The sequence below is a fragment of the Janthinobacterium sp. SUN118 genome (assembly GCF_030397695.1).
In the GTDB taxonomy this organism is placed as follows: domain Bacteria; phylum Pseudomonadota; class Gammaproteobacteria; order Burkholderiales; family Burkholderiaceae_D; genus Janthinobacterium.
The window spans coordinates 11450-34292 of record NZ_JAPUBV010000006.1 but is presented as its reverse complement, the minus strand read 5'-3'; the positions used below and the strand labels follow the sequence as shown (position 1 = coordinate 34292).

At 64.3% G+C, this 22843-nt stretch carries 25 protein-coding genes; 9 read left to right on the top strand and 16 right to left on the bottom strand.

From position 1 onward, the window contains the following. Nucleotides 1-24: 24 nt before the first annotated feature. The 4 genes from mrdA to O0880_RS25800 all read right to left on the bottom strand — a co-directional run bounded on the left by mrdA (nucleotide 25) and on the right by O0880_RS25800 (nucleotide 4721). Nucleotides 25-1995, bottom strand: coding sequence for a penicillin-binding protein 2 (mrdA, locus tag O0880_RS25815; RefSeq protein WP_289889385.1), 1971 nt, complete (start codon nucleotides 1993-1995; stop codon nucleotides 25-27). A gap of 12 nt (nucleotides 1996-2007) precedes the next feature. Beyond that, complete coding sequence (gene mreD, locus O0880_RS25810) at nucleotides 2008-2520, bottom strand: rod shape-determining protein MreD (protein ID WP_289889384.1); 513 nt, start codon at nucleotides 2518-2520, stop codon at nucleotides 2008-2010. Then, complete coding sequence (gene mreC / locus O0880_RS25805; RefSeq protein WP_289889383.1) at nucleotides 2517-3572, bottom strand: rod shape-determining protein MreC; 1056 nt, start codon at nucleotides 3570-3572, stop codon at nucleotides 2517-2519. The genes mreD and mreC overlap by 4 nt, the downstream gene beginning before the upstream one ends. A gap of 105 nt (nucleotides 3573-3677) precedes the next feature. Beyond that, on the bottom strand, nucleotides 3678-4721 hold the full coding sequence (locus O0880_RS25800; protein ID WP_010393186.1) for a rod shape-determining protein: 1044 nt from the start codon (nucleotides 4719-4721) through the stop codon (nucleotides 3678-3680). Between the two features lie 350 nt (nucleotides 4722-5071). Here O0880_RS25800 and gatC point away from each other — a divergent pair, with 350 nt between their 5' ends. The 6 genes from gatC (at nucleotide 5072) to O0880_RS25770 (ending at nucleotide 11502) form a co-directional block, all read left to right on the top strand. Then, nucleotides 5072-5374 carry an Asp-tRNA(Asn)/Glu-tRNA(Gln) amidotransferase subunit GatC gene (gene gatC / locus O0880_RS25795; protein WP_071325442.1) on the top strand — a complete coding sequence of 101 codons (303 nt, stop codon included), beginning with the start codon at nucleotides 5072-5074 and terminating at the stop codon, nucleotides 5372-5374. Between the two features lie 178 nt (nucleotides 5375-5552). Continuing rightward, the gene (gatA, locus tag O0880_RS25790) at nucleotides 5553-7037 is read left to right on the top strand and encodes an Asp-tRNA(Asn)/Glu-tRNA(Gln) amidotransferase subunit GatA (protein ID WP_071325443.1); all 1485 of its coding nucleotides are present in this window, start codon (nucleotides 5553-5555) and stop codon (nucleotides 7035-7037) included. 47 nt (nucleotides 7038-7084) lie between these two features. Then, nucleotides 7085-8560: an Asp-tRNA(Asn)/Glu-tRNA(Gln) amidotransferase subunit GatB gene (gatB, locus tag O0880_RS25785; protein ID WP_354669910.1), complete on the top strand. Its 1476-nt coding sequence runs from the start codon at nucleotides 7085-7087 to the stop codon at nucleotides 8558-8560. A gap of 191 nt (nucleotides 8561-8751) precedes the next feature. Continuing rightward, nucleotides 8752-9135: a BlaI/MecI/CopY family transcriptional regulator gene (locus O0880_RS25780; protein ID WP_289889381.1), complete on the top strand. Its 384-nt coding sequence runs from the start codon at nucleotides 8752-8754 to the stop codon at nucleotides 9133-9135. Continuing rightward, nucleotides 9132-10379: a M56 family metallopeptidase gene (locus O0880_RS25775; RefSeq protein WP_289889380.1), complete on the top strand. Its 1248-nt coding sequence runs from the start codon at nucleotides 9132-9134 to the stop codon at nucleotides 10377-10379. The genes O0880_RS25780 and O0880_RS25775 overlap by 4 nt, the downstream gene beginning before the upstream one ends. Nucleotides 10380-10464: 85 nt before the next feature. Further along, a complete protein-coding gene (locus O0880_RS25770) occupies nucleotides 10465-11502 on the top strand; it encodes an oxidoreductase (RefSeq protein ID WP_289889379.1) in 1038 nt (345 codons plus the stop codon). A gap of 6 nt (nucleotides 11503-11508) precedes the next feature. On the opposite strand, the gene O0880_RS25765 is transcribed toward O0880_RS25770, so the two are convergent. From O0880_RS25765 to O0880_RS25745, 5 genes are all read right to left on the bottom strand, one after another. Then, nucleotides 11509-11838 (bottom strand): hypothetical protein, encoded by a 330-nt coding sequence (locus O0880_RS25765; protein ID WP_289889511.1) that lies wholly within the window; start codon nucleotides 11836-11838, stop codon nucleotides 11509-11511. Then, complete coding sequence (locus tag O0880_RS25760; protein ID WP_071325448.1) at nucleotides 11838-12302, bottom strand: carboxypeptidase-like regulatory domain-containing protein; 465 nt, start codon at nucleotides 12300-12302, stop codon at nucleotides 11838-11840. The genes O0880_RS25765 and O0880_RS25760 overlap by 1 nt, the downstream gene beginning before the upstream one ends. A 70-nt stretch (nucleotides 12303-12372) precedes the next feature. After that, nucleotides 12373-12564 (bottom strand): YqaE/Pmp3 family membrane protein, encoded by a 192-nt coding sequence (locus O0880_RS25755; RefSeq protein ID WP_010393172.1) that lies wholly within the window; start codon nucleotides 12562-12564, stop codon nucleotides 12373-12375. A gap of 94 nt (nucleotides 12565-12658) precedes the next feature. Next, nucleotides 12659-13534: an alpha/beta fold hydrolase gene (locus tag O0880_RS25750; RefSeq protein ID WP_289889378.1), complete on the bottom strand. Its 876-nt coding sequence runs from the start codon at nucleotides 13532-13534 to the stop codon at nucleotides 12659-12661. A 21-nt stretch (nucleotides 13535-13555) separates the two neighbouring features. After that, on the bottom strand, nucleotides 13556-14449 hold the full coding sequence (locus tag O0880_RS25745; RefSeq protein WP_289889377.1) for a LysR substrate-binding domain-containing protein: 894 nt from the start codon (nucleotides 14447-14449) through the stop codon (nucleotides 13556-13558). A 127-nt stretch (nucleotides 14450-14576) separates the two neighbouring features. On the opposite strand from O0880_RS25745, the gene O0880_RS25740 reads away from it, so the two are divergent. Then, nucleotides 14577-15320: a sulfite exporter TauE/SafE family protein gene (locus tag O0880_RS25740; RefSeq protein ID WP_289889376.1), complete on the top strand. Its 744-nt coding sequence runs from the start codon at nucleotides 14577-14579 to the stop codon at nucleotides 15318-15320. After that, nucleotides 15320-15562 carry a GNAT family N-acetyltransferase gene (locus tag O0880_RS25735; protein WP_289889375.1) on the top strand — a complete coding sequence of 81 codons (243 nt, stop codon included), beginning with the start codon at nucleotides 15320-15322 and terminating at the stop codon, nucleotides 15560-15562. The genes O0880_RS25740 and O0880_RS25735 overlap by 1 nt, the downstream gene beginning before the upstream one ends. Here the strand turns inward: O0880_RS25735 and pyrE are convergent. Next, nucleotides 15559-16221 (bottom strand): orotate phosphoribosyltransferase, encoded by a 663-nt coding sequence (gene pyrE, locus O0880_RS25730; protein WP_071325453.1) that lies wholly within the window; start codon nucleotides 16219-16221, stop codon nucleotides 15559-15561. The two genes, O0880_RS25735 and pyrE, sit on opposite strands and share 4 nt — an antisense overlap. Nucleotides 16222-16353: 132 nt before the next feature. Between pyrE and O0880_RS25725 the strand changes: the two genes are divergently transcribed. After that, nucleotides 16354-17130, top strand: a complete 777-nt coding sequence (locus tag O0880_RS25725) for an exodeoxyribonuclease III (RefSeq protein ID WP_034784687.1) — start codon at nucleotides 16354-16356, stop codon at nucleotides 17128-17130. Here the strand turns inward: O0880_RS25725 and O0880_RS25720 are convergent. From O0880_RS25720 to O0880_RS25695, 6 genes are read right to left on the bottom strand one after another with little or no spacing between them, the layout of a single operon-like run. Further along, nucleotides 17120-17863, bottom strand: coding sequence for a hypothetical protein (locus tag O0880_RS25720; RefSeq protein ID WP_289889374.1), 744 nt, complete (start codon nucleotides 17861-17863; stop codon nucleotides 17120-17122). The two genes, O0880_RS25725 and O0880_RS25720, sit on opposite strands and share 11 nt — an antisense overlap. Continuing rightward, nucleotides 17850-18794 (bottom strand): pseudouridine synthase, encoded by a 945-nt coding sequence (locus O0880_RS25715; protein ID WP_289889373.1) that lies wholly within the window; start codon nucleotides 18792-18794, stop codon nucleotides 17850-17852. The genes O0880_RS25720 and O0880_RS25715 overlap by 14 nt, the downstream gene beginning before the upstream one ends. 1 nt (nucleotide 18795) lies before the next feature. Then, nucleotides 18796-19698 carry a M48 family metallopeptidase gene (locus O0880_RS25710; protein WP_289889372.1) on the bottom strand — a complete coding sequence of 301 codons (903 nt, stop codon included), beginning with the start codon at nucleotides 19696-19698 and terminating at the stop codon, nucleotides 18796-18798. Further along, complete coding sequence (locus tag O0880_RS25705; protein WP_289889371.1) at nucleotides 19679-20938, bottom strand: AmpG family muropeptide MFS transporter; 1260 nt, start codon at nucleotides 20936-20938, stop codon at nucleotides 19679-19681. Before O0880_RS25705 ends, O0880_RS25710 begins: the two co-directional genes overlap by 20 nt. Next, the gene (gene metW, locus O0880_RS25700; RefSeq protein ID WP_071325458.1) at nucleotides 20938-21549 is read right to left on the bottom strand and encodes a methionine biosynthesis protein MetW; all 612 of its coding nucleotides are present in this window, start codon (nucleotides 21547-21549) and stop codon (nucleotides 20938-20940) included. The genes O0880_RS25705 and metW overlap by 1 nt, the downstream gene beginning before the upstream one ends. Next, complete coding sequence (locus tag O0880_RS25695; RefSeq protein ID WP_289889370.1) at nucleotides 21546-22748, bottom strand: homoserine O-acetyltransferase; 1203 nt, start codon at nucleotides 22746-22748, stop codon at nucleotides 21546-21548. Before O0880_RS25695 ends, metW begins: the two co-directional genes overlap by 4 nt. Between the last annotated feature and the right edge of the window lie 95 nt (nucleotides 22749-22843).

Here is a 22843-nt window from a genome sequence, read left to right as displayed (position 1 = left end):
GCGCCTCTCGTAATGAGAAACGTTTCATTGTTGTCTGGCAGGCGCCGGGGCGGCCTGCTCGTCAGTGATTTCTTCCAGGGTGCGCACTTCGTCGACGTCTTCCTTCGGCACCTTGGTCCGGTCTTTTTCCTTGTCGCTCGGGCGCTTGCCCAACAGGTAATAGTCGAGCGCCTTGCGCGCGATCGGCGCGGCCACGCCGGCACCAAAGCCGGCATTTTCCACCACGATGGCAATCGCGATGCGCGGCTTGTCGGCCGGCGCGAAGGCGGTAAACAGGGCGTTGTCGCGCAGGCGCTCGGCCAGCAGCTTGGCATTGTACTTCTCGTTTTTCTTGATGCCCACCACCTGCGCCGTACCCGTCTTGCCGCCCACCGTGTACTGCACGCCGGTGAAGATGCGCGCGGCAGTGCCGCCCTGCTCGCTGGTCACGCCCACCATGGCGCGCTTGATGACGTCGATGTTTTCCTGCTTGAGCGCGATGCGGTAGCTTTCCTTCGGCACCGTCAAGGTGCGCACCCGCGTATTCGCGTCCTCGATGATTTTCACCAGGTGCGGCTTCATCACCACGCCGTTATTGGCCAGGTTGGCCGTCGCGTGGGCGATCTGCAGCGGCGTATAGGAATTGTAGCCGGAGCCGTTACTCACCGAAATCGTGTCGCCGCCCACCCACTTCTTTTGCTGCGGCGTCTTGAAACGGTTGCGCTTCCATTCCGTCGACGGCAGCACGCCCGTCTTTTCGTTATTCAGGTCGATGCCCGTCAGCTGGCCGAAGCCGAACGGCTTCATGAAATCGTGGATGGCGTCGATGCCCATGTCGCGCCCCAGCTGGTAATAATAGGTGTTGCACGAGACGACGATGGACTTGTGCATGTCGACCGTGCCGTGGCCGCCCACCTTGTCGTCGCGGAAGGTGTGGCCGCCCAGGATGAAGAAGCCGGGATCGGAAATCGACTGGCTCGGCGTGCGCTTGCCCAGCTCCAGCGCGGCCAGCGCCATGAACGGCTTGAAGGTCGAACCGGGCGCGTAGGTGCCGGACAGGGGACGGTTAACCATCGGCCGGTCCAGCGAGGTATTGAGTTCGTTCCAGCTTTGCTGGTCGATGCCGTCGACGAACAGGTTCGGGTCGTAGCCGGGCTTGGAGACGTAGGCCAGGATGTCGCCCGTGGCCGGGTCGATCGCCACGGCCGCGCCGCGCCATTCGCCGAACGCTTCCTCGACCACTTTCTGCAGCTCGATGTCGATCGACAGGATCAGATTGTTGCCCGGCGTGGCCGCCGTGCGCGACAAGGTGCGCATGGCGCGCCCGCCGGCCGACACTTCCACTTCTTCGTAGCCGGTGGTGCCATGCAACTGCTTCTCGTAGCTTTTTTCCAGGCCTTCCTTGCCGATATGGTCGGTGCCGTTGTAGTTGGCGGCATCCTCGCCCTCTTCCAGGGCCTTAGCTTCATTGCGGTTGATGCGGCCGATGAAGCCCACCACGTGCGACGCCACCTCGCCCATCGGATACTGACGGAACAATCGCGCCTGCACTTCCACGCCGGGGAAGCGGAAACGCTGCGCCGTGAAACGCGCCACTTCCTCGTCCGTCAGGCGCGTGCGCAGCGGCACGCTGACAAAATTCTTAGACTCTTCCAGCAGCTTCTTGAAGCGGCGGCGGTCCTTGATGTCGATCTGCACCAGGGTCGACAGCTCGTCGATCACCGAGTCCAGGCTGGCGCTCAGTTTCGACGGCGTGATCTCCAGCGTGTAGGCCGAGTAATTGCGCGCCAGGACCACGCCATTGCGGTCGAGGATCAGGCCGCGCGTGGGCACGATGGGTACCACGGCGATGCGGTTGTCCTCGGCCTTGGTCGCATAGTCCTCGTGCTTGATCACCTGCAGCCAGATGAAGCGCGCCAGCAGCAGCGAAAAGCAGACGAAGACGAGCGCGCCCAGGACGGTCAGGCGCATGCGGAAAAAATGCAGTTCGCGCTCGGTATTCTTAAGTTCAGTCATTGCAGGCGCCCGTCAGATCGGCCGGTTGTGGTCGCGGTCCACGGCGCGGCGCTGCGGCGCCAGCAGGATCCACGTGACCATGGGCCACAGGGCGACGGCGACGAAGCTCTCGATGAAATTGAGCCAGCCGGGGAAGCGCCCGGAGACGATCAGGCGCGTCAGCAGTTGCAGCGCCTGCGTCAGCAGCAGCAGCGGCAGCACGTGCAGCGCCTGCGTCATGACGGGGAACCACAGCACGCGGCGGTGCATCATGATGGCGAAGTAGGACAGCAGAGTGTAGGCCAGCGCATTCTCGCCCAGCAGGGTCGAGTCGTGCACGTCCATCATCAGGCCCATGAAAAAGGCCACGCCGATGCCGACCTTGCGCGGCTGGTGGATGCCCCAGAAGACCAGCACCAGCGCGACGAAATCGGGCACGCCGACGAAATGCCCCCATGGCAGCAGGTTCAGCAAGAAAGCGCACAGCAGCGAAAAGCCGATGAACAGGGGGCTGACCGGCAGCAGGATGTAATGCGGGCGGTTCATCGTGTCGCTTCCTTCGGTGGCACGGCGGCGGGTGCGGGTACCGCTGCCGGTTTCGGTGCGGGCGCGGGCGTCTGCGCCGCTGGCGCTTTCGCCGCCGGCGTGGCCGCGGCATTCGCGGTAGCCGGCGCTGTCGCGGCGGCAGGGTCCTTGATCGGCGCCATCTTGCCGGCGATCTTGCGGCCCGTCTTGACGTCTTCGGCCGGTGGCCGCGGCGCGATCTCCGGCGACGTCATCAGGATGAGCAGCTGCGTGTTGCGCTCGATGCCGGCCAGCGGCTGGCACACGACACGGCCGAACGGGCCATGCGCATTGCGCTCGACCAGGGTGACGCGCGCCACGGCCAGGCCGGCCGGATACAGGCCGTCGAGGCCCGAGGTGATGACGACATCGCCGATCTGGATGTCGGCGCTGGGCGCCGTGAAGCGCAATTCCATGGTGCCGGACTTGCCGCGCCCGATGGCCACGCTGCGCACGCCATTGCGCAGCAGCTGCACGGGAATGGCTTGCTCTTCATCGGTCAGGAGGGTCACTTCGGACGTAAACGGAAACACGCGCGTGACTTGCCCGACCACGCCCAGGTTGTCGATCACGGGGCGGCCCAGTTCCACGCCGTTCTGGATGCCCCGGTCCAGCACGATCTTGCGCGTGGCCGAATCGCGCGTGTCATACAGGACTTCGGCCATCATGGTCTTGACGGGCACGCGTTCGCGCGCCTCCATCAATTTGCGCAAATGGTTGTTTTCAACGATGTTGAGCTGCGCCTGCTGCAGGATCTGCGCCGAGGCGATCTGTTCGTGTTTCAGGTCGCGCACCTGTTTTTCCAGGGCCGACAGCGAAGAAAAGTAATTGCCGACGCCGAGCGCCACGTCGCGCGGCACCAGCGCCGCCATCTGCACCGGATACAGCACGGTGCCGACTGCCTGGCGCACGGCCGTCAGCGCGTGCATGCGCGAATCGACCAGCAACAGGGCGATAGAAATGCCGGCGAACACCATCATCTTGACGCGGGCAGAGGCGCCTTGTTTGAAAAGTGGCGGAGGACTGTATTCCATGACATCCAATAATCAGGCGCAGTGCGCCAACGTGCAAGCCCCGGGCAAACGCCGGTGCCAAAACCAAAAAAAGGCCGGAAAATGGTTTCCGGCCCTTCTGTCAGATTATTCGTAGGAGAAGATCGAGCCGAGCTTGTCCATACGTTCCAGTGCCATCCCGGAACCGCGCACCACGCAGGTGAGCGGGTCCTCGGCCACCAGCACCGGCAGGCCGGTTTCCTCCATCAGCAGGCGGTCCAGGTCGCGCAGCAGTGCGCCGCCGCCCGTCAGCATCATGCCTTTTTCGGCGATGTCGGCGCCCAGTTCCGGCGGCGTTTGCTCCAGCGCGTTTTTCACGGCCGAGACGATGTTGTTCAGCGGGTCGGTCAGCGCTTCGAGGATCTCGTTGCTGGAGATGGTGAACGAACGCGGGATGCCTTCGGACAGGTTGCGGCCCTTGACTTCCATTTCCTTCACTTCCGAACCAGGGAAAGCCGAACCGATGGCCTTCTTGATGGCTTCGGCCGTCTGTTCGCCGATCAGCATGCCGTAGTTGCGGCGGATGTAGTTGACGATGGCTTCATCGAACTTGTCGCCGCCGACGCGCACGGAGCCCTTGTAGACCATGCCGCCCAGCGAGATGATGCCCACTTCCGTGGTGCCGCCGCCGATGTCGACCACCATCGAACCGGTCGCTTCGGACACGGGCAGGCCCGCGCCGATGGCCGCCGCCATCGGTTCTTCGATCAGGTACACCTGCGAAGCGCCGGCGCCCAGTGCCGATTCGCGGATGGCGCGGCGTTCGACCTGGGTCGAGCCGCACGGCACGCAAATGATGATGCGCGGCGATGGACGGAAGAATTTCGAATCGTGCACCATGCGGATGAATTGCTTGAGCATTTGCTCGGTCACGGTGAAGTCGGCGATCACGCCATCTTTCATCGGACGAATCGCTTCGATATTGCCCGGCACTTTGCCCAGCATCTGCTTGGCTTCCTTGCCGACTGCCTGAATGGTCTTCTTGCCATTCGGACCGCCTTCCTGGCGGATGGCGACGACGGATGGCTCGTCCAGGACGATACCGAGGCCGCGCACATAAATAAGGGTGTTGGCCGTGCCCAAGTCAATGGCCAGATCGGTGGAGATATACCTGCGTAAAAAACCAAACATGAGTGTCCTGTAGCGCATCGAGCTGCGCAAAAGCTGTTTATGGGGAGTTTCAAAGCGGGCGCTTTCAGGCACCCTGAAAATCCAAAAGGCGATTTTTCCGGGTTTCGCTTGGCGCTTGCGCAATCTTTTCTATGCTGCGGCAGCAGTCCATCAGCGCCGGCAACGCATTAACCCGCCATTCTACCTTATAATTTGAATGCGATTTGCTCAAAAACCATGGAAAAGTGCGACTCTTGCAGCCGCGAGTTACGCGGCATTCCAGAGTTTTTGTGAGCAAAAGAGCAGTAAATACCCGCGTTTTATCAAAACGCCAACTTAATACTAATGCGCGGCACTCCGCGCCATTCGCCATGTCCCTGACACTATCCGACGTAAAACGCATCGCCCACCTGGCGCAACTTGAAATGGCCGACGAGCAGGCCGTCACGTCGCTTGAGCAATTGAACAAGATTTTCGCGCTGGCCGAACAAATGCAAGCCGTCAATACCGATGGCGTGGCCCCCCTGAGCCACCCGCTGGCCGCCCACATGGACAATATCGCCCTGCGCCTGCGCGACGATATCGCCACCGAGCAGAACCGCCGCGACGACTACCAGGCCGTGGCGCCGAAGGTACAAGATGGACTCTATCTCGTGCCAAAAGTGATCGAATAACTGGCACCTGACATAAACTGCTGCGCGTCGCGATTTGCGGCCTCCGATGCTCACTGTGCTCAAGCACAGCTGCGCTTCCCGGCCACAACTCACGGCCGCTCGCTATGCTTCTGTCAGGCGCTAGAACGGCGCAGTGCACGAAAAATAACCTTGCCGAATAGATAAATATAGAAACGCCATGCATACAAAATCCATCAAACAGCTGTCCACGCTTTTGCAGAACAAGGAAATTTCCGCCGTTGCACTGGCGACGCATTTCCTCGACCGCATCGCGGCGGACACCTCGAACGCCTTCCTGCACGTCGACCGTGCCCTGACCCTGGCGCAAGCTGCCGAAGCCGATGCCCGCATCGCGGCCGGCACGGCCACGCCATTGACGGGCGTGCCGATCGCGCACAAGGACCTGTTCGTGACAAAAGGCTGGCGCACGACGGCCGGCTCGAACATGCTGGCCAACTACGCCAGCCCGTTTGACGCCACCGTGGTGGAAAAATTCCAGGCGGCCGGCATGGTCACCCTGGGCAAGGTCAATTGCGACGAATTCGCCATGGGTTCCGGCAACGAAAACTCGGCCTTCGGCGCCGTGCAGAACCCGTGGGACAAGACGGCCGTGCCGGGCGGCTCCTCGGGCGGCTCGGCCGCCGCCGTGGCCGCGGGCCTGACGCCGGCGGCCACCGGCACCGACACGGGCGGCTCGATCCGCCAGCCAGCCGCCTTCTGCGGCATCACCGGCATCAAGCCGACCTATGGCCGCGTCTCGCGCTTCGGCATGATCGCGTTTGCCTCCTCGCTGGACCAGGGCGGCCCGATGGCCCGCTCGGCCGAAGACTGCGCCCTGCTGCTGACCGCCATGGCCGGCTTCGACGAGCGCGATTCGACCAGCCTGTCGCCGGAACAGGGCGGCGTGGCGGAAGATTTTTCGCGCGAACTGGGCCAGCCCTTGACGGGCCTGCGCATCGGCGTGCCGCGCGAGTATTTTGGCGAAGGCCTGGCCAAGGACGTGGAAGCGGCCGTGCGCGGCGCGCTGGCGCAGTATGAAAAGCTGGGCGCCACCCTGGTCGACATCTCGCTGCCGAACACGGCCCTGTCGATTCCCGCCTATTACATGATCGCCCCGGCCGAAGCGTCGTCGAACCTGTCGCGCTACGACGGCGTGCGCTACGGCCACCGCGCTGCCGAGTACAAGGACCTGCAGGACATGTACAAGAAATCGCGCGCGGAAGGCTTCGGCCCCGAAGTACAGCGCCGCATCATGGTCGGCACCTACGTGCTGTGCCATGGCTACTACGACGCCTACTACCTGAAGGCGCAAAAGATCCGCCGCCTGATCGCGCAGGATTTCGACGCCGTGCTGAATGGCCCGAACGCCGTCTGCGACGTCATCATGGGACCGGTCGCGCCGACCGTGGCCTGGGACCTGGGCGACAAGACCGACGACCCGGTGGCGAACTACCTGGCCGACATCTACACCCTGTCGACCAGCCTGGCCGGCCTGCCCGGCATGTCGATCCCTTGCGGCTTCGGCGCAGGCGAGAAGAACGGCAAGCGCCCCGTCGGCCTGCAAATCATCGGCAATTACTTCGGCGAAGCGAAACTGCTGAACGTGGCGCACCAGTTCCAGCAAGTGACGGACTGGCACACGCGCAGCCCTGCCGGCGTTTAAGAGCAGACCAAGAACAGATTTGCGCCGCCCAGGCGGCGCCACCAAAAATAAGCGAGAACACTATGCAATGGGAAGTCGTCATCGGTCTTGAGAACCACGTGCAGCTCACGACCGAATCCAAAATTTTCAGCGGTTCGCCGATCAAGTACGGCGCCGAAGCCAACACGCAAGCGAGCCCCGTCGACCTGGCCCTGCCAGGCGTGCTACCGGTGATGAACAAGCAGGCCGTCGACCGCGCGATCCGCTTCGGCCTGGCCGTGGGCGCCACCGTCGCGCCGCACTCGGTCTTCGCGCGCAAGAACTACTTTTATCCGGATTCGCCGAAAGGCTACCAGATCAGCCAGTTCGAGGACCCCGTCGTCATCGGCGGCGCCCTGACCTTCGGCTATGAAAAGGATGGCGAATTCGTCACCAAGACGGTGAACCTGACGCGCGCCCACCTGGAAGAAGACGCCGGCAAGTCCCTGCACGAAGATTATGCGGGCATGAGCGGCATCGACTTGAACCGCGCCGGCACGCCGCTGCTGGAAATCGTCTCGGAGCCGGAAATCCGCAGCGCCGCCGAAGCCGTGGCCTACGCCAAGGCCCTGCACTCGCTGGTCATGTGGCTGGGCGTTTGCGACGGCAACATGCAGGAAGGCTCGTTCCGCTGCGACGTCAACGTCTCCGTGCGCCCCGTCGGCCAGAAGGAGTTCGGCACCCGCTGCGAGATCAAGAACCTGAACTCCTTCCGCTTCATCGAGGAAGCCGTGCACGTCGAAGTGCGCCGCCAGATCGAGCTGATCGAAGACGGCGGCAAGGTCGTGCAGGCGACCCGCCTGTACGATCCGGACCGCAAGGAAACGCGCGAAATGCGCAGCAAGGAAGACGCCCAGGATTACCGCTACTTCCCGGACCCGGACCTGCCGCCGCTGGCCATCTCGCAGGCGTGGATCGACGAGGTCAAGGCCGCGATGCCGGAACTGCCGGCCGCCATGCGCGCCCGCTTCATCAGCGAATACGCGCTGCCGGAATATGATGCGCTGGTGCTGACGCAATCGAAGGCCATGGCGACCTATTTCGTCGCCGTGGTCGACAAGGCCGGCAAGGAAAACGCCAAGGCCGCCGCCAACTGGCTGATGGGCGACGTATCGTCGACCCTGAACCGCGAAGGCGTGGACCTCGATGAGGCGCCCGTCTCCGCCGCGCAGCTGGCCGCCATGCTGAAACGCATCGCCGACGGCACGATCTCGAACAAGGCGGCGAAAGAAGTCTTCGCCGGCATGTGGGAAGCGAAGTCCGGCGACGAGCACCTGGTCGACACCATCATCGACGCCAAGGGCCTGAAGCAGATTTCGGATTCGGGCGCGCTGGAAGCCATCGTCGATGAAGTGCTGGCGGCCAACGCCAAGTCGGTGGAGCAGTACCGCGCCGGCAAGGAAGCGGCCATCAACGCGCTGATCGGCCAGGCCATGAAGGCATCGAAAGGCAAGGCCAACCCGGCCCAGCTGACGGAACTGCTGAAGGCCAAGCTGGCGGGATAAGCATCCCGCCTGGAACAGAAAAAGACGCTGCGGCGTCTTTTTTTTCGCCCGCAAACCGCTGTTCAAACATCCTTGTCTAGATTCTTTGCCTTATTTTAAAGGCGCTGACGGCAATCTGAAAATTAAAGTATACATTTTTGTCTACAACGATTATTCTAACCTTATTGAATTTCAGGCAAGAGGAAAACAGCATGGCCAAGACCCCCGACATCCCGAAACCGACGGCAGCCGAACTCGATCTGCTGCAGGCGCTGTGGCCGCTGGGCGCCGCCACGGCCAAGCAGGTGCACGAGGCGATGGCGCTGGCCAAGCCGGCCATCACGTACGGCACCGTGCTGCGCCTGATGCAGATCATGCACGCCAAGGGCTTGCTGATCCGCGATGCAAGCCAGCGGTCGCACGTGTATGCGCCGGCCCAGGCGCAGGACAGCCTGCAGACGAACCTGCTGAAGGAATTGATGCAGAAAGCCTTTGCCGGCTCGGCCAAGGCGCTGGTGCTGGCGGCCCTGCGCACGGGCGTGTCGCGCGCCGAACGCGAGGAGATTGAAAAAATGCTCAAGGATGAACAATCATGAGCGGCTTCGTGCCGGCCCTGGGCTGGACCCTGCTGCACTTCCTGTGGCAAGGCCTGCTGATCGGCTGCGCCACGGCGCTGGCGCGGGCCGTCCTGCGCAATGCGCGCCCCGAGGCGCGCTACGCCGTCGGCTGCGGCGCCCTGCTGGCCTGCCTGGCATGGCCGGCGGCAGGCTTGTATCTGCGCCTGGACGGCGGCGAGGCCACGGCAGCCCTTTTCTCCGCCACCTTGCTGCCGGCCGCCCTGCTGGTGCCCGACAGCTTGCCCGACCTGGACCTGGCCTTGCGCGCCATCGTCGGCATCTGGGCGCTGTGCGCCGCCATGCTGGCCCTGCGCATGGCGCTGGGCATGCTGTGGATAGGGCGCAGCGCCAGCAAGAACGGGGCCACGCACGCCCTCTGGCAAACGCGCCTGGCCAGCATGGCGCAAGACGCCGGCGTGACGCGGCCCGTGCGCCTGCGCGTGCTCGACGGCATTGCCAGCCCGCTGACGGCCGGCATCTGGCGCCCCATGGTGCTGGTGCCCGCCGCGCTGATCACCGGCATGCCGCCGCACCTGCTCGAGGCGCTGCTGGCGCACGAACTGGCGCATATCCGGCGCCACGATTATCTGCTCAACCTGCTGCAAAACGCCATCGAGGCGCTGCTGTTCTTCCACCCTGCCGTCTGGTGGATTTCACGCGGCGTGCGCCTCGAACGCGAACACATTGCAGATGATTTCGCAGCAAGACAACTGGGCGAACCGCGGCGTCTGGCTCTTGCACTCTCGGAACTGGAACGTCTCCAGTTCTCAACCCACCACCTGGCCCAGGCGGCCAACGGAGGAGATCTTATGTCACGTATCAAACGATTGCTGCGCCCCGCACCACAAACCCTGAACTGGAAAGCGGCCGTGCCCCTGCTGGCGCTGGCTGGCGCCTGCCTCGGCATCTATGGCCAGGCCGTCGCCGCCGATAGCGCCCCGGCAGCGGATCGCCAGGCCGTCGCCGATTTTGCCACCTGCAGCAAACCGGTCTACCCAGCCGCCTCACGGCAGGCGAAAGAGGCCGGCACCGTCAACCTGTCACTCGATATCGATGCCAACGGCAAGGTACTGGCATCGAAACTGGTGCGCAGCAGCGGCCACCCGGCCCTCGATGAGGCGGCGCGCAGCGGCATCGCCAAGTGCATCTTCAAACCGGCGCTGGCCGGCGGCAAGCCAGTCAGTTCGACCGTGCCCTTCCAGTACGTCTGGAGTCTGAAGTAATGCCAGGGCGGCGCACCGCGCATGCGGTGGCGCCGCCCGCTTGCAGGTATGATCATGGCTTCTTTCACGTTCCCTTGAACACGCCATGAACAAGATCAAAACCGGCCTCGTCGGCTACGGCTTTGCCGGCTCCACCTTCCACGCTCCCGTACTGTCCACCATCGATGCCCTGGAACTGGCCGCCGTCGCCTCCAGCAAACCCGACCTCGTGCACAAGGATTGGCCGCAAGCGACCGTGTATGCGGAAGCGGCGCAGCTGTTTGCCGACCCCGCGATCGAACTGGTGGTCATTGCCGCCCCCAACGAAGCCCATTTCAGCCTGGCGCTGGCGGCCCTGCAAGCGGGCAAGCACGTGGTGGTGGACAAGCCATTCACGATTTCCAGCGCCGAGGCGCAGACCCTGATTGCCGTAGCCAGCGAGCGCAAGCTGGTGCTCAGCGTGTACCACAACCGGCGCTGGGATGGCGATTTCCTGACCCTGAAAACGCTGCTGGCGCAAGGGACGCTGGGCCGTATCGCCAGCGTCGAATCGCACTTCGACCGTTTCCGTCCCGAGATCCGCCAGCGCTGGCGCGAGTCCGATGCGCCGGGCGGCGGGCTGCTGTACGACCTGGGCCCGCACATGCTGGACCAGGCCATGCAATTGTTCGGCCAGCCGGAGAAACTGTACGCGGACATCGCCCTGCAGCGCGACGGCGCGCAGGCGGTCGACTACATGCATATCGTGCTGTACTACGACAGGCTGCGCGTGGTGCTGCAAGCCGGCTGCCTGGTGAAGGCGCCGACGGCGCGCTTCGCCGTGCACGGCGATCAGGGCAGTTTCGTGAAGTTCGGCCTCGACCCGCAGGAAGACGCCTTGAAGGCGGGCGGCAGGCCGGGCCAGCCCGGCTGGGGCGTGGATGCCGTGCGCGGCGCGCTGCACCTGGGCGCGCAGCCGGACGGCCACTGCCAGCACCTGGAGATGCAGCCTGGCCGCTACCAGGATTTTTACCAGGGCATGGCCGACGCCATCCGCCACGGCACGCCGGCCCCGGTGGCGGCAGACGATGCGGCGGCGACGATACGTCTGATCGAACTGGCCCTGCAAAGCGCCGCCGAAGGCCGCGTGCTCACGGTCGCTTGATCAACCTCAGTTGATGACGAAGGCCAGCACCACGGCGCCCAGCGCCAGCAGTGCCAGGCCGCAGATGAACACCAGCTCGCCCCACCATTCGTAGCGCAGGCGCGCATGGCCGGGGCGCAGCGACATGAAAGACATGACGGCGCTGACGAGAAACACGATGGCGTCGACGGCCAGCAGCTTGTCGATGACCACGCGCACGTCGCCGCGCGGCGCCAGGTGGCCGATCGACAGCACCGTCATGCACACGCCGATCATCGTTGCCGAGGTGGGCAGGATATGGGCAGACAAACCGCGCGCCGGCACGCCCCGTTCGGGCGCGTTGCCGTCGTCTGGCATCACGACTGACCCTGGTTCGTTCCCGCCGGCCAGACCAGCTCCACGCGCGCGGACGATCCGGCCTTGACCTGCACCTTGCGATCCAGCGTCTTGCCGGCCAGGCTGGCGCGCAGGCTGTAGCTGCCCGGCGCCAGCTTCGCCAGCAGGAAGGGGCCGCTGGCCGTCGTCTCGAGCACCACGGCGCCCTTGGCGTCGCGTATTTCCAGCTTCACGTCGGAAGCAAATTCCGCCTTGCCCGCCGCCTGCACGGAAAACACGAGGCTCAAAGGCCAATGCCGGCTGGCGCTCTTGATGGCCGTCGATTCATCGAGGCCGATGCCGCCGCTCAGGTACTCGACGGCCCCGCTCTTTTGCACGGTCGGCAATGCGCTCTCGCTCTGCGCCTGCGCCGCACTTCCCAGCAACAGGCCGGCGGCCAGCATCGCCCCCGCCAGGCCCCGGATACCGCGTCTGTTTGGTGCCATCTCACTCTCCTCGCGTCATGTCGTTTGAATCAAGATAGGAAGCGCAGCTTAGGCCAGCCTTAGAACGCGGTCAGCGGCGCCGCATGGCCTCGGCGATCTTCTGGTCCGTCTTGTACTGGCTCAGCGCGTACACGGCCCAGATCGTGGCGGGCAGCCAGCCGATCACGGTAATTTGCAGTATCAGGCAGATGATGCCGGCGATCGGGCGACCGATCGTGAAAAAGGTCAGCCATGGGAGTATCAAAGCAATCAGCAAGCGCATATTGTTTCCTTGTGCATCCCCTGTGCCGCGGGGACCGGGCCGGCTTGCGCCAGCGTTGAAAATAGTGAAACCCATTATAGCGATACGGGCGGGATCAAGCCGCAGCCGGCGCGAGCAATTTTTCCATCCAGGCCAGGATGGCGGCAAAGATTTCGTCGCGGTTCAGCTCATTGAAATTCTCGTGGTAGTTGGCCGGATAGAAATGGTAATCGAGCAAGCCGTCCGGCACGCTGCGCAGCATGGTTTCCGTGGCGCGGCTGTTGGCCAGCTTGTCGTCGCCCGCCACCACGGCAAACAGGGGAAAACGCCAGCCGGCCAGGCCCGCCGACAGCGACTTTTGCGCCGTCGTCAACGCATGCGCGAAGCGCACCGATGCTTCGCTGGCGCGGATGCCGTCGCGCTCGTCCTGGAAATGGCGCTCGGTGATGGCCTGGTCATGCGTGAGCAGCATGGTCAAGTTGCCCAATGGCACTTTCATCGTGGGGAAGCGCTGCGCCAGCCAGCCCGACAGCATCTGCAGCACCTTCGGCACGGGAATCGCATTCACGTAGTACGGCGACGAAATGATGAAGCCCTTGATGGCCGGGTCGTCCGCGCAACGCCGCAGCCCCAGGTGCGTGGCGATCAGGCCGCCCATGGAATGGCCCATGACGAATACGGGCAAGCCCGGATACGCCTGCTTGACCCAGGCGAGGAACAGCTCCGCATCATCGAGGAAGGCTTCGAACGACGGGATATCGACCTTGCGCTTGCCATCGTGCCCCACCATGTCGAAACTCACCGTGGCGATGCCGTGCTGGCGGAAGTACAGCGCCGGCGTGACATAGTCGCCCGCATGCGCCATGCCGCCGTGGATCGCCAGGATCACGGCGCGCGGCGGTTGCGGCTCTGGCGGCTGCCAGATATGGATAGGCCGCTCGACCTGGTCGCTGCACAGCAGGCTGGCCATCTTGTCTTCTGAAAAACGCATCGCTACTCCTGTCATGCCCCGTCACGCTTGCAGATGTTCGACCAGCTGGCGTGCGTACAGGGGTAATTCACTGAACTGGCGCACGCAGATCATCAGATTGCGTACCGACCAGGGATCGGATAATTCCATGCAGCGCAGCGCCATCGTCTGCTGGCAGCGGCGCGCCGCCGCCAGCGGCACCACGCTGACGCCCACGCCGCTGGCCACCATGCGGCACACGGCATCGAAGCTGCGCAGGCGCACGCGCACTTTCAACGGGCGGCCCAGGCGCGCCGCGTGCAGGCCCAGGTACTGCTGCATCGCGCTGTCGTCGGCCAGGCCGATGAAATCGTGATCGAGCACCGTGGAGAAATCGACGACGCCATCCTGGCCCAGGGCGCGGTAATGCACGCCGTCCGCCGCCGCGATCACCACCAGGCGGTCGGGGCGAAACAAGAACGTCTGCAAGCCGCGCATGTCCACCGAGTCGGAAACGATGCCCATGTCGGCCAGCCCTTCCGAGACGGCCTTGACGATATCGTAACTGAGGCGCTCCTCCAGGTCGACGGAGAGATTCGGGTGGCGGTCGAGAAAAGCGCCAAGCGCCTCGGGCAGGAACTCGCTGAGCGCGGCCGTGTTGCACAACAGGCGCAGCTGGCCTTTCAAGCCGCGCGCAAATTCGCCGAGCTCGCCGCGCATTTTCTCCATTTGCAGCAACACCAGGCGCGCGTGATGCAGCAGGGTCTGGCCCACCGGCGTCGGCTCCACGCCGCGCCGGCCGCGCAGCAGCAACGGCATGCCCAGCATCTCTTCCATGCCGCGCACGCGCGCGCTGCTCGATGCCAGCGCCAGATGGCTGCGCGCGGCGCCCGCCGTCAGGCTGCCCGCTTCCACCACGTTGACAAACAGCTGCAAATCGACCAGATCAAAGCGCATGACAGCCCTCCCTTGCCAACATCTTATCAGTCTTCGTATTTTACAGAGGCTGACTCAAAATAATCCGCCTTGGCGAAATCCGCGAACGCGCGCAGAATCCACGCAAATTCACTATGGAATAAAAAAGATGGAGACGTCATTCCTGCTGGCCGTCGGCGCCAGCTTCCTCGTCGCTGGCTTCGTCAAGGGCGTAGTCGGACTGGGACTGCCGACGGTGGCGATGGGCACGCTCAGCCTCGTCATGGCGCCCGTGCAGGCGGCCGCGCTGCTGATCGTACCGTCGATGGTGACGAACGTATGGCAGCTGGCGGCCGGCCCGGGGTTGCGCGTCCTGCTGCGCCGTTTGTGGCCGATGCTGGCCGCCGTCATGGCAGGCACCCTGGCGGGCGGCGCCTGGCTGCCGCGCGACAGCGGCGTATGGGCCGTCGTTGCACTGGGCGTGGCGCTGATGCTGTATGCGCTGGCGGGATTGCTCTCGCTGCACGTGCGGGTGCCGGTGCGCCACGAAGCGTGGCTGGGGCCTCTGGCCGGCGCCGCGACGGGGCTGGTGACGGCGGCGACTGGCGTGTTCGTGATCCCGGCCGTGCCGTATCTGCAAGGCCTGGGGCTGGCGCGCGATGCGCTGGTGCAGGCGCTGGGATTGGCGTTTACCGCCTCGACCGTGGCGCTGGCCGCCAGCCTGGCCCTGCACGGCGACTTCAGCCTGGGTGCGGCCGGCGCATCGGCCTATGCGCTGCTGCCGGCGCTGGCGGGCATGCTGGCCGGCCAGTGGCTGCGCGGGCGCATCGCGCAAGACGTGTTCAAGCGCTGCTTTTTTGTCGGGCTGTTTTTTCTGGGCCTGCATTCGGCGCTGAAGCCATGGCTGGCGTGATGACCATCGACTGGCAGGGCGAACACGCCCTGTGCGCGTGGATCGACGGCCAGCAGGTGGCCATGCTCGACATCAGCAAGCACGCGAACGCCGTGACGGTGAACATGCTGTTCGTGAAACCGCCGTTCCGGCGGCGCGGCATCGGCGGCGCGCTGCTGCGGCGGCTGTTGCAATGCCATCCGCAAGCCGGCGCCGCCTGCAGCGACCCGCGGCTGCGGGTGCTGCTGGAGAAGACTACTTAAATGCCATAGCGGGTGCGGTAGGCGGAAACGGCCTCTTTGTGCTTCAGCAGTTCCGGATCGGCGCCGGCGCCGTTCAGGTAGCCGAACAGGTCGTCCAGGTTGCCGATCGAGATGACGGGAATGCCGTATTGTTTCGACACTTCCTGCACCGCCGAACTTGGCGACAGCTGGCCGTCCGGGCCCGAGCGCTCCATGCGGTCCAGGGCGATCAGCACGGCGCATGGCTCGGCGCCGGCGGCGCGGATCATGTCCACCGATTCGCGCACCGAGGTGCCGGCCGAGATCACATCGTCAATGATGACAACCTTGCCATGCAGTTTGGCGCCGACGATGGTGCCGCCTTCGCCATGGTCCTTGGCTTCTTTGCGGTTGAAGGCGAACGACGTGTTGCGGCCCTTGCCGGCCAGCGCCACGGCGGTGGCCGATGCCAGGGTGATGCCCTTGTAGGCGGGGCCGAACAGCATGTCGAATTCGACGCCCGAGTCGAGCAGGGTCTGCGCGTAGAACTGCGCCAGCTCGGCCAGGGTGGCGCCGTCATGGAACAGGCCCGCATTGAAGAAGTACGGCGATGAGCGCCCGGCCTTGGTGGTGAACTCGCCGAACCGCAAGACTCCCTTGGATACTGAAAACGCGATAAACTGCTGGCGTAAATTATTCACATTAGCCTCATTTTTTAAAAGTGCCTGTATTTTAATCCGCGCGCACCGGCGAGACAATCGCCATGCCATGCCCGCCGGCCCCGTCCAGCGCCGGTTTTGCTCAACATTCGCTCTGAAGACTGCCTTTCGACCATGCCAAAAATTATCTCCGCCAACCTGAACGGTATCCGTTCCGCCGCCAAAAAAGGCTTTTTCAACTGGATGGGCACGCAAACCGCCGATTTCATCTGCGTACAGGAATTGAAGGCGCAGCTGCCCGACATGACGCCGGAATTCCTCAACCCGCATGGCTACCATGGCCATTTCCACTACGCCGAGAAAAAGGGCTATTCCGGCACGGGCGTGTACAGCAAGGTCGAACCGGACGCCGTGCATATCGGCTTCGGCAGCCCGGAATTCGATGCCGAAGGCCGCTACGTACGCTGTGATTTTGGCAACCTGTCCGTCATTTCCGTGTACTGCCCGTCCGGCTCGTCCGGCCCGGAGCGCCAGGAAGCCAAGTTCCGCTTCATGGAACTGTTCCTGCCGCACCTGCTGGCATTGAAGGCGCTGGGCCGCGAAGTGGTCATCTGCGGCGACTGGAATATCGCCCACCATGAAATCGACCTGAAAAACTGGAAGGGCAACAAGAAGAACTCCGGCTTCCTGCCCGAGGAGCGCGCGTGGCTCACGCGCGTCTTCGACGAAGTGGGCTTTGTCGACGTGCACCGCGGCCTGGACAAGCGCGAAGACCAGTACACGTGGTGGAGCAACCGCGGGCAAGCCTACGCGAAGAACGTGGGCTGGCGCATCGACTACCACGTCGCCACGCCCGGCATCGCGGCCCAGGCGCACACGGTCAGCGTCTACAAGGACGAACGCTTTTCCGACCATGCGCCGCTGATCATCGACTACACGCTCAAGAGCTGAACAGCGCTTCCAGGTCGGCCGTCGCCAGCGGCTGGCTGCGCGCATTGTCCAATTGCGCGCGGAACGATTTGCGCGGGTGAACCGTCAGGATCTTGCCCGTGACGGCCAGCCGGTCGACCAGGCTGGGCGCCATCGATGGAAACTGCGCCTCGCCCAGCTTCTGCACGCGCTCCGCGCCCGTCGCCAGATGCACGGCACGCACGAATACCTCGGTTGGCTGCGGATGCGCGGGAATGGTTTGCTCGATGGCGAGCGCATAGTGCTTCGTGGTCTTGCTCTTGAGCGTGAGGCGGAAGGCCTCGCCCGCCGCCGCGATCTCCGCCTGCACCTCGTCCAGCACATTCGCCATGGCCGGTGCCAGCGCGCGCAGCACGGCAAACGTGGCGCGGCCCAGCACCGCCATTTTCTCGGGCTGGGGCAGCGCATTGAAGGTGGCGGGGTCCAGCCCATGCAGCACCACCTGGTGCCATGCCTCGGCCGCGCGGTCGGACAGGGCGATGGCGCCTTCAGGCAGCGACGCCGTCAGGCACAGGTACAGCTGGCTGGCGTGGCCGATCGACACGTCCAGCTGGCCGCAGCGGCGCGCGATGCGTTCGCCCAGCGCCGTGGCGCCTGCGGGAACGTCGAACAGGCTGCCCGCATACGCGGGAAAACGCTGGCCCCGCTGGGGCGGCTCGGCGCTCTCAAAGTAGCGCACATCTTCCAGCAAGCGGACTGGCCTATCCTGCGCCATGGCACTCCTCTCCCTCCAGCGCCAGCACCCTGCGGCTGGCATACTGGCGCTCCTGCCCCGTCAACGGATCGGTGAACGCGATGGCGCGCGCCAGCAGCTGCAGCGGCTGCGACATGTCGTCCTCCTTGCACGGCAGGGCCAGTGGATAAAACGCATCGTTGACGATGGGGATGCCCAGCGACGCCAGGTGCACGCGCAGCTGGTGCTTGCGGCCCGTGTGCGGCTGCAGCCGATACAGGTTCAGCTCGCCGCGCTGTTCGATAATGTCGATAATGGTTTCCGAATTCGGCTCGCCCGCTTCCTCGCGCATGAGGAAAAACTTGTCGCCATCGACCATCCGACTGCGGTAGGTGAATGGAAAATCGCGGCCATCGAGGCGCGGCGCCAGCGCTTCATAGGTCTTGCGCACTTCGCGGCGCTGGAACAGCGACTGGTAGGCGCCACGGCTGGACGGCTGGCGCGAAAAGATCACCACGCCGGCCGTCTCGCGGTCGAGGCGGTGGATCGGCGTCAGCTCGGCGCAATCGAGGCTTTTCTTCAGGCGCGTCAGCAAGGTCTCCTGCACGAAGCGCCCGCCCGGCGTCATGGGCAGGAAATGCGGCTTGTCGACCACCACCAGCTGCTCGTCCTGGTACAGGATCGCTTCCTGGAACGGGATCGGCGTTTCGCGTTCCAGCTCGCGGTAGTAAAAGATGCGCATGCCGCGCCGGTACGCGCTGCCCGGCGCCAGCGCGGCGCCGTCGCCATCGACCACGTCGCCGCGCGCCATGCGGTCCAGCCATTGCGCGGCGCTGATCTGCGGATAGCGCTCGACCAGAAAGGACAGCATGTCGGGCCACTGTCCTTCCGGCAGCCACAGGTAGCTGGGCGCGACGCCGTCGCGCATGGGCAGCGGCACGGCGGCCGCCGGCTTGTTGCCGCGAACGGACATCCTAGCGCGCGGCAATCGCGTTGCTGCGGTATGGCGGCAAGGCGTCGACGCTGACGCCCTTGCTGCGCGCGTACAGCGGCAGCACCTGCGCCATGTGGCTGTTCATCTGCGAGATGCGGTCCTTGCCCGACGGGTGCGTCGAGAGGAATTCCGGCGGCGCGCCCTTGCTCACGGCGGCCATTTTCTGCCACAGCACGACGCCGGCGCGCGGGTCGAAACCGGCGCGCGCGGCCAGGTCCATGCCGATCAGGTCCGCTTCGCGTTCATCGTCGCGCGAGAACTTCAGCATCACGCCTTGGGCCGCCATATTCGTGGCGGTGCTGGTCAGGTTCGGATCGACGCCGAGCCAGGCCGACAGGCCCGCGCCGGCCAGCTTGGCGCCGACGGCCGCCAGATTGCCCTTGCCCGCCTGCGCCTGCGAGTGTTCGCGCAGCGCATGCGAAATTTCATGGCCCATGACGACGGCGACTTCATCGTCGGTCAGGTTCAGCTTGGTGATAATCCCGCTGTAAAAGGCGATCTGCCCGCCCGGCATGCAAAAGGCGTTGACCTGGTCGGAATTGAGCAGGTTGATCTGCCAGTTCCAGTTGGCCGCCGCTTCGTTCCAGCGCGTGGCGAACGGGATGATGCGCTGCGCGATGGCGCGCAGGCGCCTGACCTGCGGATCGCTGTCGGGCACCAGCGCATTTTTTTCCTTCGCTTCGTTGACCAGCTGCGCATATTGCTGCTTCGATTGTGCATTGAAATCGGCGCCGCCGGCAAAGATGCGCGAAGTCGACAAGGGACGCACCTTGATGCCATCCTGGACCGTTGCCTGCTGGGCGAAGGCGGACAGGGGCGCCAGCGCGGTAACCGCGCACAGGCTGGCCAGGACGGCGCAGCGTTTAAGGGATATTGGTGCCATTGGCAGACCTCCATGGAGCAATTTTAGGCAACATCATCATGGCCGGGAAGGCCAGGAAGAAGCATACGATGAAAAACGAGAACCAGCCCAGCTCGGCGACGAGGAAACCGACAGAGGCGTTGATCAGGGTGCGCGGCACGGCGCTCAGGCTGGAAAATAGCGCATATTGCGTGGCCGTGTAGCGCGGATCCGTGGTGCGCGACAGGAACGCAACAAAGGCGGCGGCGCCCAGCCCCAGGCTGGCAAACGCCTCGAAGCCGATCACGGCGCTGAGCAGCACGGTATTCGGCCCCACTTGCGCCAGCCAGGCAAAACCGAGGATGGCGATCGCCTGCAGCGCGCCAAACACCCACAGGCCGCGGTTGATGCCCAGCTTGAGCATCCACACGCCCCCCACCACGCCACCGGCCAGGCTGGCCCAGAAACCCGTGGTATTGGCGGCCAGGCCGATCTGCGTCATGCTAAAGCCAAGGTCCAGGTAAAACTTCGTCGCCAGCGCCGTCGCCATGCTGTCGCCGATTTTATACAGTAATACGAAGGCGAGGATCCACATTGCGTTGCGCCAGCCATCGCGCGCGATGAATTCCTGGAATGGCAGGATGATCGCTTCGCGCATGGTCTTCGGCGGCGAACCGTACACGCTCGGTTCCTTCACCAGCAAGGTGCAGACAAAACCGGGCAGCATGAAGGCGGCCGTGATCCAGAACACGGGCTGCCACGGCATGCGGTCGGCCAGGATCAGCGACAGCGCACCCGGCACCATGCCCGCCACCTTATACGCGTTGACGATGACGGCCGCGCCCAGGCCCTGCTCGTTGTCGCTGAGGATTTCACGGCGGTAGGCATCGATGACGATGTCCTGGCTGGCGGACAAAAAGGCCACGCCGCCGGCGGCGGCCGCGATCAGGCCGATCTGCGTGAGCGGATCGAGCATGCCCATGGCGCCGATGGAAAAGAACAGCGCCACCTGCGTGAGCGCCATCCAGCCGCGCCGGCGCCCCAGGCCGAGGATGCTGTAACGGTCCATCAGGGGGGCCCACAGGAATTTCCAGATATACGGGAACTGCACCAGGGCGAACAGCCCCAGCGCCTTCACGTTCAGCCCCGACTTGGCCAGCCACGCCTGCAGCAGGTACAGCAGGATGAACAGGGGCAGGCCGGAACTGAAGCCCAGCACCAGCACGGCCAGCATGCGGCCGTTGGCATAGGAACGCCAGCCTGGCGCCGGGCTTTTGCTCATCAATGCACCGCTTTTTTACGCAGGCGGAAGACGGCCAGGTCGCCGCGCAGGTTCGGCAGCACGGACACCATCTTGCCTTCGGCCAGGGCCACGCACTCGATCACTTCCAGGCCGCACTCCTCGGCCAGTTCGCGGAAGTCGTTGATCGTAGCGCAGCGCACGTTGGGCGTGTCGTACCACTGGTAAGGCAGCGATTTCGACACGGGCATGCGGCCTTTGAGCAGCGCCACGCGGTGCGGCCAGTAGGCGAAGTTGGGAAACGAGACGATGGCCTCGGCGCCCACGCGCACGATGTCGCGCAACAGCGGCTCGACCTGTTTCATCATCTGCAGCGACGACAGGCACAGCACCGTGTCGAAGCTGTTGTCGCCAAAGATGGACAAGCCCTTTTCCATGTCCTGCTGGATCACATTCACGCCGCGCAAGGTACTGGCCAGTACCTTGTCGTCGGCGATCTCGATGCCGTAGCCGCTGCACTCCTTGTCGCTTTGCAGGTACTCGAGCATCACGCCCTCGCCGCACCCCACGTCCAGCACGTGCGCGTTGTTCGGCACCCAGTGGGCGATGAAGGCCAGGTCGGGGCGCAGCGCGCTCAATTCGTCAAAAGTCATGCGATCTCCTTCGCGCCCTGGCGGACGTCTGTGTGCTGTGCTGCCGCAGCGGGCACGCCCGCCGCGATGTCGTTCCATACCTGGCCGTAGTAGGCGCGCACCATGTTCATGTAGCGCGGGTCTTCCAGCAGGAAGGCGTCGTGGCCGTGCGGCGCATCGATCTCGGCATACGTGACCTGGCGCCGGTTGCAGACCAGCGCTTCGACGATCTCGCGGCTGCGCTCGGGCGAGAAGCGCCAGTCGGTGGAAAACGAGGCAAGGAAGAACTTGGCCTTGGTGCCCGACAGGGCCTTGGCCAGGTCGCCGCCATGCGCGCGCGCCGGATCGAAATAATCGAGCGCCTTGGTGATCAGTAAATACGTGTTGGCGTCGAAGTATTCGGAGAACTTGTCGCCCTGGTAGCGCAGGTACGATTCGATCTCGAAATCGATGCCGAAGCCGAATTTGTAGTCGCCCGTCTGCGCCGCATCGCGCAGCTTGCGGCCGAACTTTTCCGCCATGTCGTCGTTCGACAGGTAGGTGATGTGGCCCACCATGCGTGCCACGCGCAGGCCGTTCTTCGGCACCACGCCGTGCGCATAGAAGTCGCCGCCATGGTAATCGGGGTCCGACAGGATGGCCTGGCGCGCCACGTCGTTGAAGGCGATGTTCTGTGCCGACAGCTTGGCCGTCGAAGCGATCACCACGCAGTGGCGCAGCCGCTCGGGGAACATGATGCTCCACGCCAGCGCCTGCATGCCGCCCAGGGAACCGCCCATCACGGCGGCGAACTGGCTGATGCCCAGCTCATCGGCCAGGCGCGCCTGCGCGCTGACCCAGTCTTCCACCGTGACGACGGGGAAGGCGGCGCCATACGGCTTGCCGGTGGCGGGATTGGTGTGCATGGGGCCCGTCGAGCCGAAGCAGGAGCCCAGGTTGTTGACGCCGATGACGAAGAATTTGTTGGTGTCGAGCGGCTTGCCGGGGCCCACCATATTGTCCCACCAGCCCGTGCTTTTCGGTTCATCCGCGTAGACGCCGGCCACGTGGTGCGAGGCGTTCAGGGCGTGGCAAACCAGCACCGCGTTCGATTTGTCGGCGTTCAGGGTGCCGTAGGTTTCATACATCAACATATAGTCCAGCAGCGATGCTCCGCTTTGCAGCTGCAGGGGTTCCGCAAAATACATGGTTTGCGGCGAAACGATTCCAATGGATGACATGTGTGTCGGTTTATAAAGGGGGGCGGCCCCACGGGCCATGGTCGATGCAAAACCGCGATGGTAGGTTTTGCAACTTTAACATCAGGACACATCAT

Coding starts and splice junctions, on each gene's coding strand:
- O0880_RS25715 (WP_289889373.1), bottom strand. CDS start 18,794: ATGTCCGTTCGCGGCAACAAGCCGGCGGCCGCCGTGCCGCTGCCCATG.
- mreC (WP_289889383.1), bottom strand. CDS start 3,572: ATGGAATACAGTCCTCCGCCACTTTTCAAACAAGGCGCCTCTGCCCGC.
- O0880_RS25705 (WP_289889371.1), bottom strand. CDS start 20,938: ATGAGCAAAAGCCCGGCGCCAGGCTGGCGTTCCTATGCCAACGGCCGC.
- metW (WP_071325458.1), bottom strand. CDS start 21,549: ATGACTTTTGACGAATTGAGCGCGCTGCGCCCCGACCTGGCCTTCATC.
- mrdA (WP_289889385.1), bottom strand. CDS start 1,995: ATGACTGAACTTAAGAATACCGAGCGCGAACTGCATTTTTTCCGCATG.
- O0880_RS25760 (WP_071325448.1), bottom strand. CDS start 12,302: ATGGCACCAAACAGACGCGGTATCCGGGGCCTGGCGGGGGCGATGCTG.
- O0880_RS25755 (WP_010393172.1), bottom strand. CDS start 12,564: ATGCGCTTGCTGATTGCTTTGATACTCCCATGGCTGACCTTTTTCACG.
- O0880_RS25765 (WP_289889511.1), bottom strand. CDS start 11,838: ATGCCAGACGACGGCAACGCGCCCGAACGGGGCGTGCCGGCGCGCGGT.
- O0880_RS25725 (WP_034784687.1), top strand. CDS start 16,354: ATGCCAAAAATTATCTCCGCCAACCTGAACGGTATCCGTTCCGCCGCC.
- O0880_RS25750 (WP_289889378.1), bottom strand. CDS start 13,534: ATGCGTTTTTCAGAAGACAAGATGGCCAGCCTGCTGTGCAGCGACCAG.
- O0880_RS25720 (WP_289889374.1), bottom strand. CDS start 17,863: ATGGCGCAGGATAGGCCAGTCCGCTTGCTGGAAGATGTGCGCTACTTT.
- O0880_RS25735 (WP_289889375.1), top strand. CDS start 15,320: ATGACCATCGACTGGCAGGGCGAACACGCCCTGTGCGCGTGGATCGAC.
- O0880_RS25800 (WP_010393186.1), bottom strand. CDS start 4,721: ATGTTTGGTTTTTTACGCAGGTATATCTCCACCGATCTGGCCATTGAC.
- O0880_RS25770 (WP_289889379.1), top strand. CDS start 10,465: ATGAACAAGATCAAAACCGGCCTCGTCGGCTACGGCTTTGCCGGCTCC.
- O0880_RS25740 (WP_289889376.1), top strand. CDS start 14,577: ATGGAGACGTCATTCCTGCTGGCCGTCGGCGCCAGCTTCCTCGTCGCT.
- O0880_RS25775 (WP_289889380.1), top strand. CDS start 9,132: ATGAGCGGCTTCGTGCCGGCCCTGGGCTGGACCCTGCTGCACTTCCTG.
- gatA (WP_071325443.1), top strand. CDS start 5,553: ATGCATACAAAATCCATCAAACAGCTGTCCACGCTTTTGCAGAACAAG.
- O0880_RS25780 (WP_289889381.1), top strand. CDS start 8,752: ATGGCCAAGACCCCCGACATCCCGAAACCGACGGCAGCCGAACTCGAT.
- O0880_RS25745 (WP_289889377.1), bottom strand. CDS start 14,449: ATGCGCTTTGATCTGGTCGATTTGCAGCTGTTTGTCAACGTGGTGGAA.
- O0880_RS25695 (WP_289889370.1), bottom strand. CDS start 22,748: ATGTCATCCATTGGAATCGTTTCGCCGCAAACCATGTATTTTGCGGAA.
- gatC (WP_071325442.1), top strand. CDS start 5,072: ATGTCCCTGACACTATCCGACGTAAAACGCATCGCCCACCTGGCGCAA.
- mreD (WP_289889384.1), bottom strand. CDS start 2,520: ATGAACCGCCCGCATTACATCCTGCTGCCGGTCAGCCCCCTGTTCATC.
- O0880_RS25710 (WP_289889372.1), bottom strand. CDS start 19,698: ATGGCACCAATATCCCTTAAACGCTGCGCCGTCCTGGCCAGCCTGTGC.